Origin of the sequence: Nocardioides sp. NPDC127503, assembly GCF_040302165.1 — a bacterium.
Classification (GTDB): domain Bacteria; phylum Actinomycetota; class Actinomycetes; order Propionibacteriales; family Nocardioidaceae; genus Nocardioides.
The window spans coordinates 107,867-120,740 of record NZ_JBEORH010000005.1 but is presented as its reverse complement, the minus strand read 5'-3'; the positions used below and the strand labels follow the sequence as shown (position 1 = coordinate 120,740).

Genomic DNA, 12,874 nt, shown 5'->3' with positions numbered 1-12,874 from the left:
CGGAGCCAGAGGTGAGCAACCGGGCCGACTCAGCCGGAGGAAGCCTGTAGCACGCGGCACGCTGACCAAGAAGGACGAGAGAGACAGATGGCGGGACAGAAGATCCGCATCAGGCTCAAGGCCTATGACCACGAGGTGATCGACACCTCGGCGCGAAAGATCGTGGACACGGTCACCCGTACGGGTGCCAAGGTCGCCGGCCCGGTGCCGCTGCCGACCGAGAAGAACGTGTACTGCGTCATCCGCTCGCCCCACAAGTACAAGGACTCGCGCGAGCACTTCGAGATGCGCACCCACAAGCGCCTCATCGACATCATCGACCCGACCCCGAAGACTGTTGACTCCCTCATGCGGCTCGACCTGCCTGCTGGTGTCGACATCGAGATCAAGCTCTGAGGTTGACGACATGACGATCGAACGCAACGTGAAGGGTCTCCTGGGCACCAAGCTCGGCATGACCCAGCTGTGGGACGAGAACAACGTCGTCGTCCCCGTGACCGTCATCGCGGCGAACACCAACGTCGTGACCCAGGTCCGCACCCCCGAGGCCGACGGCTACAACGCCGTGCAGATCGGCTACGGCGAGATCGACGGCCGCAAGGTGAACAAGCCGGGCGCCGGCCAGTTCGAGAAGGCCGGCACCACGCCGCGCCGCCACCTGGCTGAGATCCGCACCGCCGACGCCGCGACGTACTCCGCCGGCCAGGAGCTCCCCGTCGACACCTTCGCCATCGGCGAGGAGATCGACGTGACGGGCACCTCGAAGGGTAAGGGTTTCGCGGGTGTCATGAAGCGCCACGGCTTTGCCGGTGTCAGCGCTTCCCACGGTGCCCACCGTAACCACCGCAAGCCGGGGTCGATCGGCGCTTGCGCCACCCCGGGTCGCGTGTTCAAGGGCGTCCGCATGGCCGGTCACATGGGTACTGACACCGTCACCACCCAGAACCTGACCGTGCACGCCGTCGACACCGAGAAGGGCCTCATCCTGGTCAAGGGTGCCATCCCTGGCCCCAAGGGTGGCCTCGTGGTCCTCCGCTCGGCTGCTAAGAAGCTGGAGGCCTGATCATGGCTATCAAGACTGTCAAGGTCGACTTCCCGGCTGAGATCTTCGATGTTGAGGTCAACATCCCGCTGATCCACCAGGTCGTCGTCGCGCAGCAGGCCGCTGCGCGCCAGGGCACGCACTCCACCAAGACCCGCGGCGAGGTCCGCGGCGGTGGACGCAAGCCCTACAAGCAGAAGGGCACCGGTCGCGCCCGTCAGGGTTCGACCCGCGCGCCGCAGTTCGCCGGTGGTGGCACCGTCCACGGCCCGCAGCCGCGTGACTACAGCCAGCGCACCCCCAAGAAGATGAAGGCTGCCGCTCTCCGCGGTGCCCTCTCCGACCGGGCTCGTGCCGGCCAGATCCACGTGGCCGAGTTCACCTTCGAGGCGCCCTCGACCAAGACCGCGCTGACCGCCCTCAAGGCGATCTCGGACGTCAAGCGTTACCTCGTCGTCCTGGACCGCTCCGAGGCCGTCGCCGCGCTGAGCCTGCGCAACGCCCCTGAGGTGCACCTGCTCTGGGCCGACCAGCTCAACACCTACGACGTCCTCGTCTCCGACGACGTTGTCTTCTCCAAGCCGGCCTTCGAGGTCTTCATCTCGGGCAAGCCGGTCGTCGCCGCCAAGGAGACCGTCACCATCGGTGAGGTCGAGAAGGACGCGATCAAGGAGGCTGCTGTCGAGCCCGCCAAGGAGATCGACCTCCCCGAGGGCGCTGTCGCGCCGCTCGAGGACGGCTCGGCCCCCGAGGGCTTCGACATCAAGGGCAACGTCAAGGGCAAGGACAAGAAGTTCCACGCCCCGGGCGGCCGTTGGTACGAGTCCACCAAGGCGGAGTTCTACTTCAAGTCCGCCGAGGACGCTATCGCGGCTGGTTTCGTTGAGGCCGGCAAGAAGAAGGAGGCCGACAAGTGAGCACGCTGCACTACGACCCCCGCGACATCCTGATCGCGCCGGTGGTCTCCGAGAAGAGCTACGGCCTCCTCGACCAGAACAAGTACACCTTCATCGTTCGCCCCGACGCGAACAAGACCGAGATCAAGATCGCGGTCGAGAAGGTGTTCGACGTCAAGGTGACCTCGGTCAACACGATCAACCGCAAGGGCAAGGCCCGTCGTACTCGTTACGGCCTGGGCAAGCGCCCCGACACCAAGCGCGCGATCGTCTCCCTGGCTGAGGGCGACCGCATCGACATCTTCGGCGCGTGAGAAGGACTGACTGAAAATGGCTATTCGTAAGTACAAGCCGACCACCCCGGGCCGTCGTGGCTCGTCGGTGGCCGACTTCGCCGAGATCACTCGGACCACGCCGGAGAAGTCGCTGACCAAGCCCCTTCCCAAGAAGGGCGGCCGCAACAACCAGGGTCGCATCACGACCCGCCACATCGGTGGCGGTCACAAGCGTGCGTACCGGATCATCGACTTCCGTCGCTACGACAAGGACGGCGTGCCGGCCAAGGTCGCTCACATCGAGTACGACCCGAACCGCACCGCCCGCATCGCCCTGCTGCACTACTTCGACGGCGAGAAGCGCTACATCCTCGCGCCCGTCGGCGTCAGCCAGGGCACCGTCGTGGAGTCCGGTCCGACCGCCGACATCAAGCCCGGCAACAACCTCCCGCTGCGCAACATCCCGGTTGGTACCACCATCCACAATGTTGAGCTGCGTCCCGGTGGCGGCGCGAAGATCGCCCGCTCCGCCGGCATGAGCGCCCAGCTGGTCGCTCGTGAGGGCTCCAAGGCCACGCTCCGCATGCCTTCGGGTGAGATGCGCTTCGTCGACGTGCGCTGCCGCGCCACCGTCGGCCAGGTCGGCAACGCCGAGCAGTCCAACATCAACTGGGGTAAGGCCGGCCGTATGCGGTGGAAGGGCGTTCGCCCGACCGTCCGCGGTGTCGTCATGAACCCGGTCGACCACCCGCACGGTGGTGGTGAGGGTAAGACCTCCGGTGGCCGTCACCCGGTCAGCCCCTGGGGTAAGCCCGAGGGCCGTACGCGTAAGCGCAAGGCCTCTGACTCGCAGATCATCCGCCGCCGTAAGAGCGGGAAGGGTAGGAAGTAAGCAATGCCTCGCAGCCTGAAGAAGGGCCCCTTCATCGACGATCACCTTCAGAAGAAGGTCGACGCCGAGAACGAGAAGGGGACTCACAACGTGATCAAGACCTGGTCGCGCCGCTCGATGATCGTGCCCGAGATGATCGGTCACACCATCGCGGTGCACGACGGTCGCAAGCACGTCCCGGTCTTCGTGTCCGACTCGATGGTCGGTCACAAGCTGGGCGAGTTCGCCCCGACCCGCACGTTCAAGGGTCACATCAAGGACGACCGGAAGGGACGCCGTCGATGACCACCACCGAACGGCAGCGCATCAGCGCCCGCCGCGACTCCCTGCTCGGCGACCAGCCGGGTGCCTTCGCGAGTGCCCGCTTCGTGCGGATCACCCCGCTGAAGGCACGCCGCGTCGTCGACCTGGTCCGCGGTCTGCCCGTTGACGAGGCTCTGTCCCTGCTGCAGTTCGCGCCGCAGGCAGCCTCCGAGACTGTTTACAAGGTTCTCGAGAGCGCCATCGCCAACGCGGTGACGACCGAGGGTCTGGACCGTGACGACCTCGTCGTCTCGGTTGCCATGGTCGACGAAGGTCCGACCATGAAGCGCTGGCGTCCCCGCGCCCAGGGTCGTGCGACCCGCATCAACAAGCGGACCTCGCACATCACCCTGGTCGTGCAGCCGGCCGACGTCGTCGAGAAGGGCGGTAAGAAGTAATGGGTCAGAAGATCAACCCGAACGGCTTCCGCCTGGGCATCTCGACCGACCACAAGTCGCGTTGGTACGCCGACAAGCAGTACAAGGAGTACGTCGGCGAGGACGTCAAGATCCGCAAGCTGCTCAGCAAGGGCATGGAGCGGGCTGGCATCGCCAAGGTCGAGATCGAGCGCACCCGTGACCGCGTCCGTGTGGACATCCACACCGCGCGTCCCGGCATCGTCATCGGTCGCCGCGGCGCCGAGGCCGACCGCCTCCGCACCGAGCTGGAGAAGCTCACCGGCAAGCAGGTTCAGCTGAACATCCTCGAGGTCAAGAACCCCGAGGTCGACGCTCAGCTGGTTGCCCAGGGTGTTGCCGAGCAGCTCAGCGGTCGCGTGCAGTTCCGTCGCGCGATGCGTAAGGCCATGCAGACCACCATGCGCTCCGGTGCCAAGGGCATCCGGATCCAGTGCTCGGGTCGTCTGAACGGCGCCGAGATGTCGCGTACGGAGTTCTACCGCGAGGGCCGCGTCCCGCTGCACACGCTCCGTGCTGACATCGACTACGGCTTCTACGAGGCCCGCACGACCTTCGGCCGTATCGGCGTGAAGGTCTGGATCTACAAGGGTGAGGTCTCCGGCTCGCGTGCCGAGCGTCAGGCCGCCCAGGCCGCCCGTGCGGGCGTCCCGGGTCGCGGTGGCGAGCGCGGCGGCCGTGGTGGCCGTGGCGGCGATCGTCCGTCGCGTGGCTCCCGTGGTGACCGCCCGAACCGCGCTGACCGCGCGGCGAAGACTGAGGCGCCGGCTGCCGCTGAGGCTCCCGCCGCCGAGACCACGACCCAGGAGGGCTGACCCATGCTGATGCCCCGTCGAGTCAAGCACCGCAAGCAGCACCACCCGAAGCGCACTGGCGTGGCCAAGGGTGGCACGAAGCTCGCGTTTGGTGAGTACGGCATCCAGGCGATCGAGGGTCACTACGTGACCAACCGCCAGATCGAGGCAGCGCGTATCGCGATGACTCGTCACATCAAGCGAGGCGGCAAGGTGTGGATCAACATCTACCCCGACGTCCCGCTGACCAAGAAGCCCGCCGAGACCCGCATGGGTTCCGGTAAGGGTTCGCCCGAGTGGTGGGTTGCCAACGTCAAGCCGGGCCGCGTCATGTTCGAGCTCTCCGGTGTCGACGAGAACACGGCCCGCGAGGCGATGCGCCGCGCGATCCACAAGCTGCCCATGAAGTGCCGTTTCATCACGCGAGAGGCTGGTGAGTTCTGATGGCTAACTCCCTGCAGGCGTTCGAGCTGGACGAGCTCACCGACGTCGACCTCGAGGCGAAGCTGCGCGAGGCCAAGGAGGAGCTGTTCAACCTCCGGTTCCAGGCGGCCACCGGCCAGCTGGAGAGCCACGGTCGGCTCCGCACCGTCAAGAAGGACATCGCCCGGATCTACACCGTGGTGCGTGAGCGCGAGCTCGGCATCCGCGTGGCCCCGGGCACCGAGACCACCGAGGAGGCCTGATCATGGCTGAGTCCACCACGGACACCACCGAGCGCAACACGCGCAAGGTGCGCGAGGGCCTCGTCGTCAGCGACAAGATGGACAAGACCATCGTCGTCGAGGTCGAGGACCGCGTGAAGCACCCGCTCTACGGCAAGGTCATGCGCCGTAGCAGCAAGCTCAAGGCTCACGACGAGCAGAACACCGCCGGCATCGGCGACCGCGTCCTGGTCATGGAGACCCGGCCGCTGTCCGCGACCAAGCGGTGGCGCCTCGTCGAGGTCGTCGAGCGCGCCAAGTGATCCTCGTCTCGTAAGAGACGGATCCGGCTGGCGACAAACGTCGCCAAATTGACCAAAGGGCGCAGGTCCAGCGACCATTGTTCGCTGGGCCTGTGCCCATCAAATCCCATTACGTTCGGCAAGGCTCGACCGCCCTGGATGCGGTTGAGAACCAGCTCGACAAGGAGAAGTAATGATCCAGCAGGAGTCGCGACTCAAGGTCGCCGACAACACTGGTGCAAAGGAGATCCTTTGCATTCGTGTGCTCGGTGGTTCCGGTCGTCGCTACGCCGGCATCGGCGACACCATCGTCGCCACCGTCAAGGACGCTATCCCCGGTGGCAACGTGAAGAAGGGTGACGTCGTCAAGGCCGTCATCGTGCGCACCGTCAAGGAGCGCCGCCGCGCTGACGGCTCGTACATCCGCTTCGACGAGAACGCCGCCGTCATTCTCAAGAACGACGGCGAGCCGCGAGGCACCCGCATCTTCGGCCCTGTCGGCCGTGAGCTGCGCGACAAGAAGTTCATGAAGATCATCTCGCTCGCGCCGGAGGTGCTGTGATGGGTCGCTCGCACATCAAGAAGGGCGACACCGTCAAGGTGATCGCTGGTAAGGACAAGGGCGGCTCCGGCAAGGTGATCGCTGTCCTCACCCAGGAGGACCGTGTCATCGTCGAGGGCATCAACCTCGTCAAGAAGCACACCAAGGTCCAGGACCAGGGCGGCCGCGCCGGCACCACCGGCGGCATCGTCAACACCGAGGCCCCGATCCACGTTTCCAACGTCCAGCTGCTCGAGGGTGGCGAGCCGGTTCGCGTCGGCTACCGCCGTGAGACGGTCCAGAAGCGTCGCCCCGACGGGTCGACGTACGCCGCCGAGCGCAGCGTTCGCATCTCGCGCAAGACCGGTAAGGACATCTGATCATGACCGACACCGCTGTGGCCCCGCGCCTCAAGACGAAGTACCGCGAGGAGATCGCCCCGGCCCTGCAGGCCGAGTTCGAGATCCCGAATGTCATGCAGATCCCCGGTCTGACCAAGATCGTCGTCAACATGGGTGTGGGCGAGGCTGCTCGCGACTCCAAGCTGATCGAGGGCGCTGTCAACGACCTGACCGCGATCACCGGCCAGAAGCCGCTGATCAACAAGGCGAAGAAGTCCATCGCGCAGTTCAAGCTGCGTGAGGGCATGCCGATCGGTGCGCACGTCACGCTGCGCGGCGACCGCATGTGGGAGTTCCTCGACCGCCTGCTCTCGCTCGCGCTGCCCCGCATCAGGGACTTCCGCGGCCTCAACGGCAAGCAGTTCGACGGCAACGGCAACTACACCTTCGGTCTCACCGAGCAGGTCATGTTCCACGAGATCAACCAGGACAAGATCGACCGCTCGCGGGGCATGGACATCACCCTCGTGACGACTGCCACCAACGACGACCAGGGTCGCGCGCTGCTCAAGGCGCTCGGCTTCCCGTTCAAGGAGAACTGAGATGGCGAAGACCGCTCTCAAGGTGAAGGCCGCCCGCAAGCCGAAGTTTGCGGTTCGCGGTTACACCCGCTGCCAGCGCTGCGGCCGCCCGAAGGCTGTCTACCGCAAGTTCGGCCTGTGCCGTATCTGCCTGCGTGAGATGGCCCACCGCGGTGAGCTGCCCGGCGTCACCAAGTCCTCCTGGTGAGCGATCACCGTTCCAACCACTGACGTTGAAGGTCCTCATGACTTTGTGTCGTGAGGAAACCACTACGAGAAAGGGCCGTTCGGCCAATGACGATGACTGACCCGATCGCAGACATGCTCACTCGTCTGCGCAACGCCAACCAGGCGTTCCACGATACGGTTTCGATGCCGTACAGCAAGCTGAAGCAGGGCGTCGCTGAGATCCTCCAGCAGGAGGGTTACATCACCAAGTACGAGGTGCTGGAGCCCACCGAGGGCCAGGTCGGCAAGACCCTGACCATCACCCTCAAGTACGGCCGCAACCGTGAGCGCTCGATTGCCGGCGTACGCCGCATCAGCAAGCCCGGTCTGCGTGTCTACGCGAAGCACACCGGTCTCCCGAAGGTGCTCGGCGGCCTCGGCGTCGCGATCATCTCGACGAGCCAGGGTCTGCTGACCGACCGCCAGGCGAACAAGAAGGGCGTAGGTGGGGAAGTCCTCGCCTACGTCTGGTAATCAGGGAAGGGAGAGAGAAGAAATGTCGCGTATTGGCAAGCTCCCCGTCCCGGTTCCGGCCGGCGTGGACGTCACCATCGACGGCCAGGTCGTGAGCGTCAAGGGCCCCAAGGGCTCCCTGTCGCACACCGTGGTCGACCCGATCACCGTCGAAAAGGGCCAGGACGACGAGGGCCGTGGCGTCCTCGACGTCAAGCGCCCCGACGACACCCGGGACAACAAGGCCCTCCACGGCCTGTCCCGCACGCTGATCAACAACATGGTCCTGGGTGTCACCGAGGGCTACGAGAAGAAGCTCGAGATCGTCGGCGTGGGTTACCGCGTGCTGTCGAAGGGCCCGACCAAGCTGGAGTTCCAGCTGGGTTACTCCCACTCGATCGTCTTCGACGCACCCGAGGGCATCACCTTCACCACCGACGGTCCGACCAAGCTCGGTGTCGTCGGCATCGACAAGCAGCTCGTCGGTGAGGTTGCGGCCAACATTCGCAAGCTGCGCAAGCCGGAGCCCTACAAGGGCAAGGGCGTTCGTTACGCCGGCGAGAACATCCGCCGCAAGGTCGGAAAGGCTGGTAAGTGATGGCCATCTCGCTGTCGAACAACAAGCACACCGCTTCCCGTGTCCGCTCGCGCCTGCGTCGTCAGGCCCGCGGTCGCAAGAAGATCGAGGGTACGCCGGAGCGCCCGCGCCTCGTCGTGACCCGGTCGGCCAAGCACATCACCGCCCAGGTCGTCGACGACCTGGCCGGCAAGACGCTTGCCTCGGCTTCGACCATCGAGGGCGACCTGCGGTCGGCCTCCGGTGACAAGACCGCCAAGGCCAAGCAGGTCGGCGAGCTGGTTGCGTCGCGTGCCAAGGCCGCTGGTGTGGAGACTGTCGTCTTCGACCGTGCCGGCAACAAGTACCACGGCCGTGTCGCCGCGCTCGCCGATGGCGCGCGCGAGGCCGGTCTGACCTTCTGATCGCAACGATCGAACGAGAGAAGAGGAAAGTCTGATGAGCGGAGCCCAGCGCGGACAGCGTGGTGGCGAGCGCCGAGGTCGCGACGACCGTCGCAACCAGAGCGCCGACAAGACCGCCTACATCGAGAAGGTCGTCGCGATCAACCGAGTTGCCAAGGTCGTGAAGGGTGGTCGTCGCTTCAGCTTCACCGCCCTTGTGATCGTCGGTGACGGTGAAGGTCTGGTCGGCGTCGGCTACGGTAAGGCAAAGGAAGTTCCCGCGGCGATCGCCAAGGGTGTCGAGGAAGCGAAGAAGCACTTCTTCCGCGTTCCCCGCATCCAGGGCACGATCCCCCACCCGGTGCAGGGTGAGAAGGCCGCTGGTGTGGTCCTTCTCCGTCCGGCCGCCCCTGGTACCGGTGTCATCGCCGGTGGTCCGGTGCGCGCCGTCCTGGAGTGCGCCGGCATCCACGACGTGCTGAGCAAGTCGCTCGGTTCGTCCAACCAGATCAACATCGTCCACGCGACGGTGGAGGCCCTCAGGATGCTCGAGACGCCTGAGGCTGTCGCCGCCCGCCGTGGTCTCCCCGTTGAGGACGTTGCCCCGGAGGCGCTGCTCAAGGCGCAGGCCGAGGCTGCGGCTCCCGCCGTGGAGGTGTCGGCCTGATGGCGCAGTTGAAGGTCCAGCAGAAGAAGGGCCTCGTTGGTCTGAAGCAGAACCAGCGAGACACCCTGCGTACGCTCGGTCTCAAGCGGATCGGCGACGTGGTCGTCAAGGAGGACCGCCCGGAGATCCGCGGCATGGTCCAGACCGTCCGTCACCTGGTGACGGTCGAGGAGGTCGACTGATATGGCACTCAAGGTGCACAACCTGGCGCCGGCTCCCGGTGCCAAGAAGGCCAAGACCCGTGTGGGTCGTGGTGAGGCGTCCAAGGGTAAGACGGCCGGCCGTGGTACCAAGGGCACGAAGGCCCGTTACCAGGTCCCCGCTTACTTCGAGGGTGGCCAGACCCCGATGCACATGCGACTCCCCAAGCTGAAGGGTTTCAAGAACCCCTTCAAGGTGGAGTTCCAGGTCGTCAACCTCGACAAGCTCAACGAGCTTTTCCCCGAGGGTGGCGTCGTCACCCCCGAGACCCTGATCAAGAAGGGTGCCGTCCGCAAGGGCCACCCGGTCAAGGTCCTGGGCCAGGGTGACCTGACCGTCAAGGTCGAGATCAGCGCCAACGCCTTCTCCGGCACTGCCAAGGAGAAGATCGAGGCTGCTGGCGGAACTGTCACGGTTCTCTGACAGTTCTACTAACGTAGAGCCTGTCACGTGGGAGCGCGGCCGGGTCGCCCCTTCGGGGTCCCGCCCGCGCTCCTGCTGTTTCAGCCCTACGTGTAAGGACTGCCGTGGAGGCTGTTAGGCTGCCACGGGTTTTCGCATCGGCGCAGGCCCTGCGACCCCTGATTGTCGAAAGAGGAACCATTCGTGCTTGGCGCGTTCGCATCAGCGTTCCGTACTCCGGACCTGCGCAAGAAGCTGCTCTTCGTTCTCTTCATCGTCGTGATCTTCAGGGCTGGGTCCCAGATCCCGGCTCCTGGTGTTCACGTCGCGAACGTCCAGCAGTGTCTTGACGCGGCTCAGACCGGTGACAGCGCCGGCCTCTACAACCTGGTCAATCTCTTCTCCGGTGGCGCGCTGCTGCAGCTGACGATCTTCGCGCTCGGCATCATGCCGTACATCACCGCGAGCATCATCCTGCAGCTGCTGGTCGTGGTGATTCCCCGCCTCGAGCGCCTCAAGAAGGAGGGCCAGGCCGGGCAGACGAAGATCACGCAGTACACCCGCTACCTGACCCTCGGTCTCGCGGTCCTGCAGGCCACCGGCATCGTCGCGCTGGCCCGCTCCGGCGACCTGCTCCAGGGCTGCACCCAGCCGCTGCTGCACGACGACGGCACCGCCACCTTCCTGGTCATGGTCATCACCATGACTGCCGGCACCGCGGTCATCATGTGGCTCGGCGAGCTCATCACCGAGCGCGGCATCGGCAACGGTATGTCGATCCTCATCTTCACCCAGGTCGTCGCCACCTTCCCGGCCACCATGTGGGCGGTCAAGAACGACAAGGGCTGGTGGACCTTCGCGATCGTCATCGTCATCGGTCTGGCGATCATGGCGGCGGTCATCTTCATCGAGCAGGCCCAGCGCCGGATCCCCGTCCAGTACGCGCGGCGCATGGTCGGTCGCAAGATGTTCGGCGGCTCCTCGACCTACATCCCGCTCAAGGTGAACCAGGCCGGCGTCATCCCGGTCATCTTCGCCTCGTCGCTGCTCTACCTGCCGGCGATGGCGGCGCAGTTCAACCAGAACGCGCAGAACCCGCCGGTGTGGGTCGACTGGATCAACAACTACTTCGTCCAGGGCGACCACCCGGTCTACATGGCGACGTACTTCGCGCTGATCATCTTCTTCACCTACTTCTACGTGTCGATCACCTTCAACCCGCCGGAGGTCGCCGACAACATGAAGAAGTACGGCGGCTTCATCCCAGGAATTCGGGCCGGGAAGCCGACCGAGGACTACCTGTCCTACGTTCTGTCCCGTATCACACTGCCGGGCTCGCTCTACCTCGGTCTGGTTGCGCTCATCCCGCTGATCGCGCTGGCGCTCATCAACGCGAACCAGAACTTCCCGTTCGGTGGCACCTCGATCCTCATCATGGTCGGCGTCGCCCTCGACACGGTGAAGCAGATCGAGAGCCAGCTCCAGCAGCGCAACTATGAAGGGTTCCTCCGATGAGACTGATCATCATGGGCCCGCCGGGCGCCGGTAAGGGCACCCAGGCGAAGTTCATTGCCGAGCACTTCGAGATCCCGGCGATCTCGACCGGCGACATCTTCCGCGCCAACGTCTCCCAGGGCACGCCCCTGGGTGTCGAGGCCGCGTCCTACATGGACAAGGGAGAGTACGTCCCGGACTCGCTCACGAACCTGATGGTCCGCAACCGCATCGACGAGCCCGACGCATCCCAGGGATTCCTGCTCGACGGCTACCCGCGCACGCTCGCGCAGGTCGAGGAGCTCGACGGGATGATCAAGTACACCGGCCACGCGCTGGACGCAGTGGTCGTGCTGACGGTCGACAAGGACGAGATCGTGCAGCGGCTGCTGCAGCGTGCCGAGCTCGAGGGTCGCGCCGACGACACCGAGGACGTCATCCGTCGTCGCCAGGAGGTCTACCTCGAGGAGACCGCGCCGCTGATCGAGGTCTACAAGGGTCGCGGCCTGGTCCACGAGATCGACGGCATGGGCGATGTCGACGACGTCACCAAGCGGATCTTCGACGAGCTCGACATCGTCCCTGAGTCCTGAAGCAAATATCTTGTACGCAACGGGGGAGCAGTGGGCTTCTTGAACAAGGTCCAGATCAAGACCCCTGAGCAGATCGAGAAGATGCGTAAGGCCGGCCTCGTGGTCGGCGAGACGCTCGAGGTGCTCCGGGCCGCCGCGCGGCCCGGAGTCACCCTTCTCGAGCTCGACGCCATCGCCGAGGACTCGATCCGGTCCCGGGGTGGCGTTCCGTCGTTCAAGGGCTACCACGGCTTCCCGGGCTCGATCTGTGCCTCGGTCGACGAGGTCGTGGTCCACGGCATCCCGGGTTCCCGGGTGCTCGTCGAGGGCGACATCATCTCCATCGACTGCGGCGCCATCGTCGAGGGCTGGCACGGCGACGCAGCGATCACGGTGGCCATGGGCTCGGTGCCCGAGAAGGTCTCCGAGCTGATGCGCGTCACCGAGGAGTCCATGTGGCACGGCATCGCCGCTGCCCGCCTCGGTGGACGGGTCACCGACATCTCGCACGCCATCGAGACCTACGTCGACTCCCAGGGCGACTACGGCATCCTCGAGGACTTCAGCGGCCACGGCATCGGCACCGAGATGCACATGGAGCCGTCGGTGTTCAACTACGGCAAGCCCGGCAAGGGCGCCAAGCTGCAGCGCGGCATCGCGCTCGCTGTCGAGCCGATGCTCACCCTCGGTGGCCCCGAGGTCACCACCCTCGAGGACGACTGGACCGTCGTGACCGACGACGGCTCCTGGGCGGCCCATTTCGAACACACCTTCGCGCTCACCTCCGACGGCGTCTGGGTGCTCACCGCGCTCGACGGTGGCGAGGAGATGCTCGGCAAGCTCGGGGTGCCCTGGGGCGGTCACTGAGCC

General features: G+C 65.5%; 24 protein-coding genes. All 24 read left to right on the top strand.

Translation table 11 applies throughout. From position 1 onward, the window contains the following. The first annotated feature begins 87 nt into the window (after positions 1–87). The 24 genes from rpsJ (at position 88) to map (ending at position 12,871) form a co-directional block, all read left to right on the top strand. Entirely contained in the window at positions 88–396 is a 309-nt protein-coding gene (rpsJ, locus tag ABTW65_RS13205; protein WP_008360994.1) for a 30S ribosomal protein S10, read from the top strand. Positions 397–406: 10 nt separating this feature from the next. Then, entirely contained in the window at positions 407–1,063 is a 657-nt protein-coding gene (rplC, locus tag ABTW65_RS13200; RefSeq protein WP_350660667.1) for a 50S ribosomal protein L3, read from the top strand. 2 nt (positions 1,064–1,065) lie between these two features. Beyond that, the gene (rplD, locus tag ABTW65_RS13195; protein ID WP_350660665.1) at positions 1,066–1,959 is read left to right on the top strand and encodes a 50S ribosomal protein L4, sunset domain variant; all 894 of its coding nucleotides are present in this window, start codon (positions 1,066–1,068) and stop codon (positions 1,957–1,959) included. Further along, on the top strand, positions 1,956–2,252 hold the full coding sequence (gene rplW / locus ABTW65_RS13190) for a 50S ribosomal protein L23 (RefSeq protein ID WP_008360999.1): 297 nt from the start codon (positions 1,956–1,958) through the stop codon (positions 2,250–2,252). The genes rplD and rplW overlap by 4 nt, the downstream gene beginning before the upstream one ends. A 16-nt stretch (positions 2,253–2,268) precedes the next feature. Next, entirely contained in the window at positions 2,269–3,105 is an 837-nt protein-coding gene (gene rplB, locus ABTW65_RS13185) for a 50S ribosomal protein L2 (RefSeq protein WP_091052382.1), read from the top strand. 3 nt (positions 3,106–3,108) lie between these two features. Beyond that, positions 3,109–3,390 (top strand): 30S ribosomal protein S19, encoded by a 282-nt coding sequence (gene rpsS / locus ABTW65_RS13180; protein WP_008361004.1) that lies wholly within the window; start codon positions 3,109–3,111, stop codon positions 3,388–3,390. Then, positions 3,387–3,806, top strand: a complete 420-nt coding sequence (rplV, locus tag ABTW65_RS13175) for a 50S ribosomal protein L22 (protein WP_160027010.1) — start codon at positions 3,387–3,389, stop codon at positions 3,804–3,806. The genes rpsS and rplV overlap by 4 nt, the downstream gene beginning before the upstream one ends. Beyond that, positions 3,806–4,639: a 30S ribosomal protein S3 gene (gene rpsC / locus ABTW65_RS13170; protein ID WP_350660660.1), complete on the top strand. Its 834-nt coding sequence runs from the start codon at positions 3,806–3,808 to the stop codon at positions 4,637–4,639. The genes rplV and rpsC overlap by 1 nt, the downstream gene beginning before the upstream one ends. A 3-nt stretch (positions 4,640–4,642) precedes the next feature. Further along, complete coding sequence (gene rplP, locus ABTW65_RS13165) at positions 4,643–5,062, top strand: 50S ribosomal protein L16 (protein ID WP_183544361.1); 420 nt, start codon at positions 4,643–4,645, stop codon at positions 5,060–5,062. Further along, positions 5,062–5,304 (top strand): 50S ribosomal protein L29, encoded by a 243-nt coding sequence (gene rpmC / locus ABTW65_RS13160; RefSeq protein ID WP_008361011.1) that lies wholly within the window; start codon positions 5,062–5,064, stop codon positions 5,302–5,304. Before rplP ends, rpmC begins: the two co-directional genes overlap by 1 nt. 2 nt (positions 5,305–5,306) lie before the next feature. Further along, entirely contained in the window at positions 5,307–5,585 is a 279-nt protein-coding gene (gene rpsQ, locus ABTW65_RS13155; RefSeq protein ID WP_091052388.1) for a 30S ribosomal protein S17, read from the top strand. Between the two features lie 172 nt (positions 5,586–5,757). Next, complete coding sequence (rplN, locus tag ABTW65_RS13150; protein ID WP_008361015.1) at positions 5,758–6,126, top strand: 50S ribosomal protein L14; 369 nt, start codon at positions 5,758–5,760, stop codon at positions 6,124–6,126. After that, complete coding sequence (gene rplX, locus ABTW65_RS13145; protein WP_091052390.1) at positions 6,126–6,485, top strand: 50S ribosomal protein L24; 360 nt, start codon at positions 6,126–6,128, stop codon at positions 6,483–6,485. Before rplN ends, rplX begins: the two co-directional genes overlap by 1 nt. A 2-nt stretch (positions 6,486–6,487) precedes the next feature. After that, the gene (gene rplE, locus ABTW65_RS13140) at positions 6,488–7,048 is read left to right on the top strand and encodes a 50S ribosomal protein L5 (RefSeq protein WP_091052391.1); all 561 of its coding nucleotides are present in this window, start codon (positions 6,488–6,490) and stop codon (positions 7,046–7,048) included. A 1-nt stretch (position 7,049) separates the two neighbouring features. After that, positions 7,050–7,235 (top strand): type Z 30S ribosomal protein S14, encoded by a 186-nt coding sequence (locus ABTW65_RS13135; RefSeq protein WP_011757321.1) that lies wholly within the window; start codon positions 7,050–7,052, stop codon positions 7,233–7,235. A gap of 86 nt (positions 7,236–7,321) precedes the next feature. After that, positions 7,322–7,729, top strand: coding sequence for a 30S ribosomal protein S8 (gene rpsH, locus ABTW65_RS13130; protein WP_179659690.1), 408 nt, complete (start codon positions 7,322–7,324; stop codon positions 7,727–7,729). A gap of 22 nt (positions 7,730–7,751) precedes the next feature. Beyond that, a complete protein-coding gene (rplF, locus tag ABTW65_RS13125) occupies positions 7,752–8,306 on the top strand; it encodes a 50S ribosomal protein L6 (RefSeq protein WP_350660654.1) in 555 nt (184 codons plus the stop codon). Continuing rightward, positions 8,306–8,689 (top strand): 50S ribosomal protein L18, encoded by a 384-nt coding sequence (rplR, locus tag ABTW65_RS13120; protein ID WP_008361025.1) that lies wholly within the window; start codon positions 8,306–8,308, stop codon positions 8,687–8,689. Before rplF ends, rplR begins: the two co-directional genes overlap by 1 nt. 34 nt (positions 8,690–8,723) lie before the next feature. Then, entirely contained in the window at positions 8,724–9,335 is a 612-nt protein-coding gene (gene rpsE, locus ABTW65_RS13115) for a 30S ribosomal protein S5 (RefSeq protein ID WP_141806211.1), read from the top strand. Beyond that, a complete protein-coding gene (rpmD, locus tag ABTW65_RS13110; RefSeq protein WP_008361029.1) occupies positions 9,335–9,517 on the top strand; it encodes a 50S ribosomal protein L30 in 183 nt (60 codons plus the stop codon). Before rpsE ends, rpmD begins: the two co-directional genes overlap by 1 nt. Before the next feature lies 1 nt (position 9,518). Continuing rightward, positions 9,519–9,959, top strand: coding sequence for a 50S ribosomal protein L15 (rplO, locus tag ABTW65_RS13105; RefSeq protein ID WP_350660651.1), 441 nt, complete (start codon positions 9,519–9,521; stop codon positions 9,957–9,959). 183 nt (positions 9,960–10,142) lie between these two features. Then, complete coding sequence (gene secY, locus ABTW65_RS13100; protein WP_350660649.1) at positions 10,143–11,453, top strand: preprotein translocase subunit SecY; 1,311 nt, start codon at positions 10,143–10,145, stop codon at positions 11,451–11,453. Next, complete coding sequence (locus tag ABTW65_RS13095) at positions 11,450–12,025, top strand: adenylate kinase (RefSeq protein WP_350660647.1); 576 nt, start codon at positions 11,450–11,452, stop codon at positions 12,023–12,025. Before secY ends, ABTW65_RS13095 begins: the two co-directional genes overlap by 4 nt. A gap of 30 nt (positions 12,026–12,055) precedes the next feature. Then, the gene (gene map / locus ABTW65_RS13090) at positions 12,056–12,871 is read left to right on the top strand and encodes a type I methionyl aminopeptidase (protein ID WP_350660645.1); all 816 of its coding nucleotides are present in this window, start codon (positions 12,056–12,058) and stop codon (positions 12,869–12,871) included. Positions 12,872–12,874: the final 3 nt, after the last annotated feature.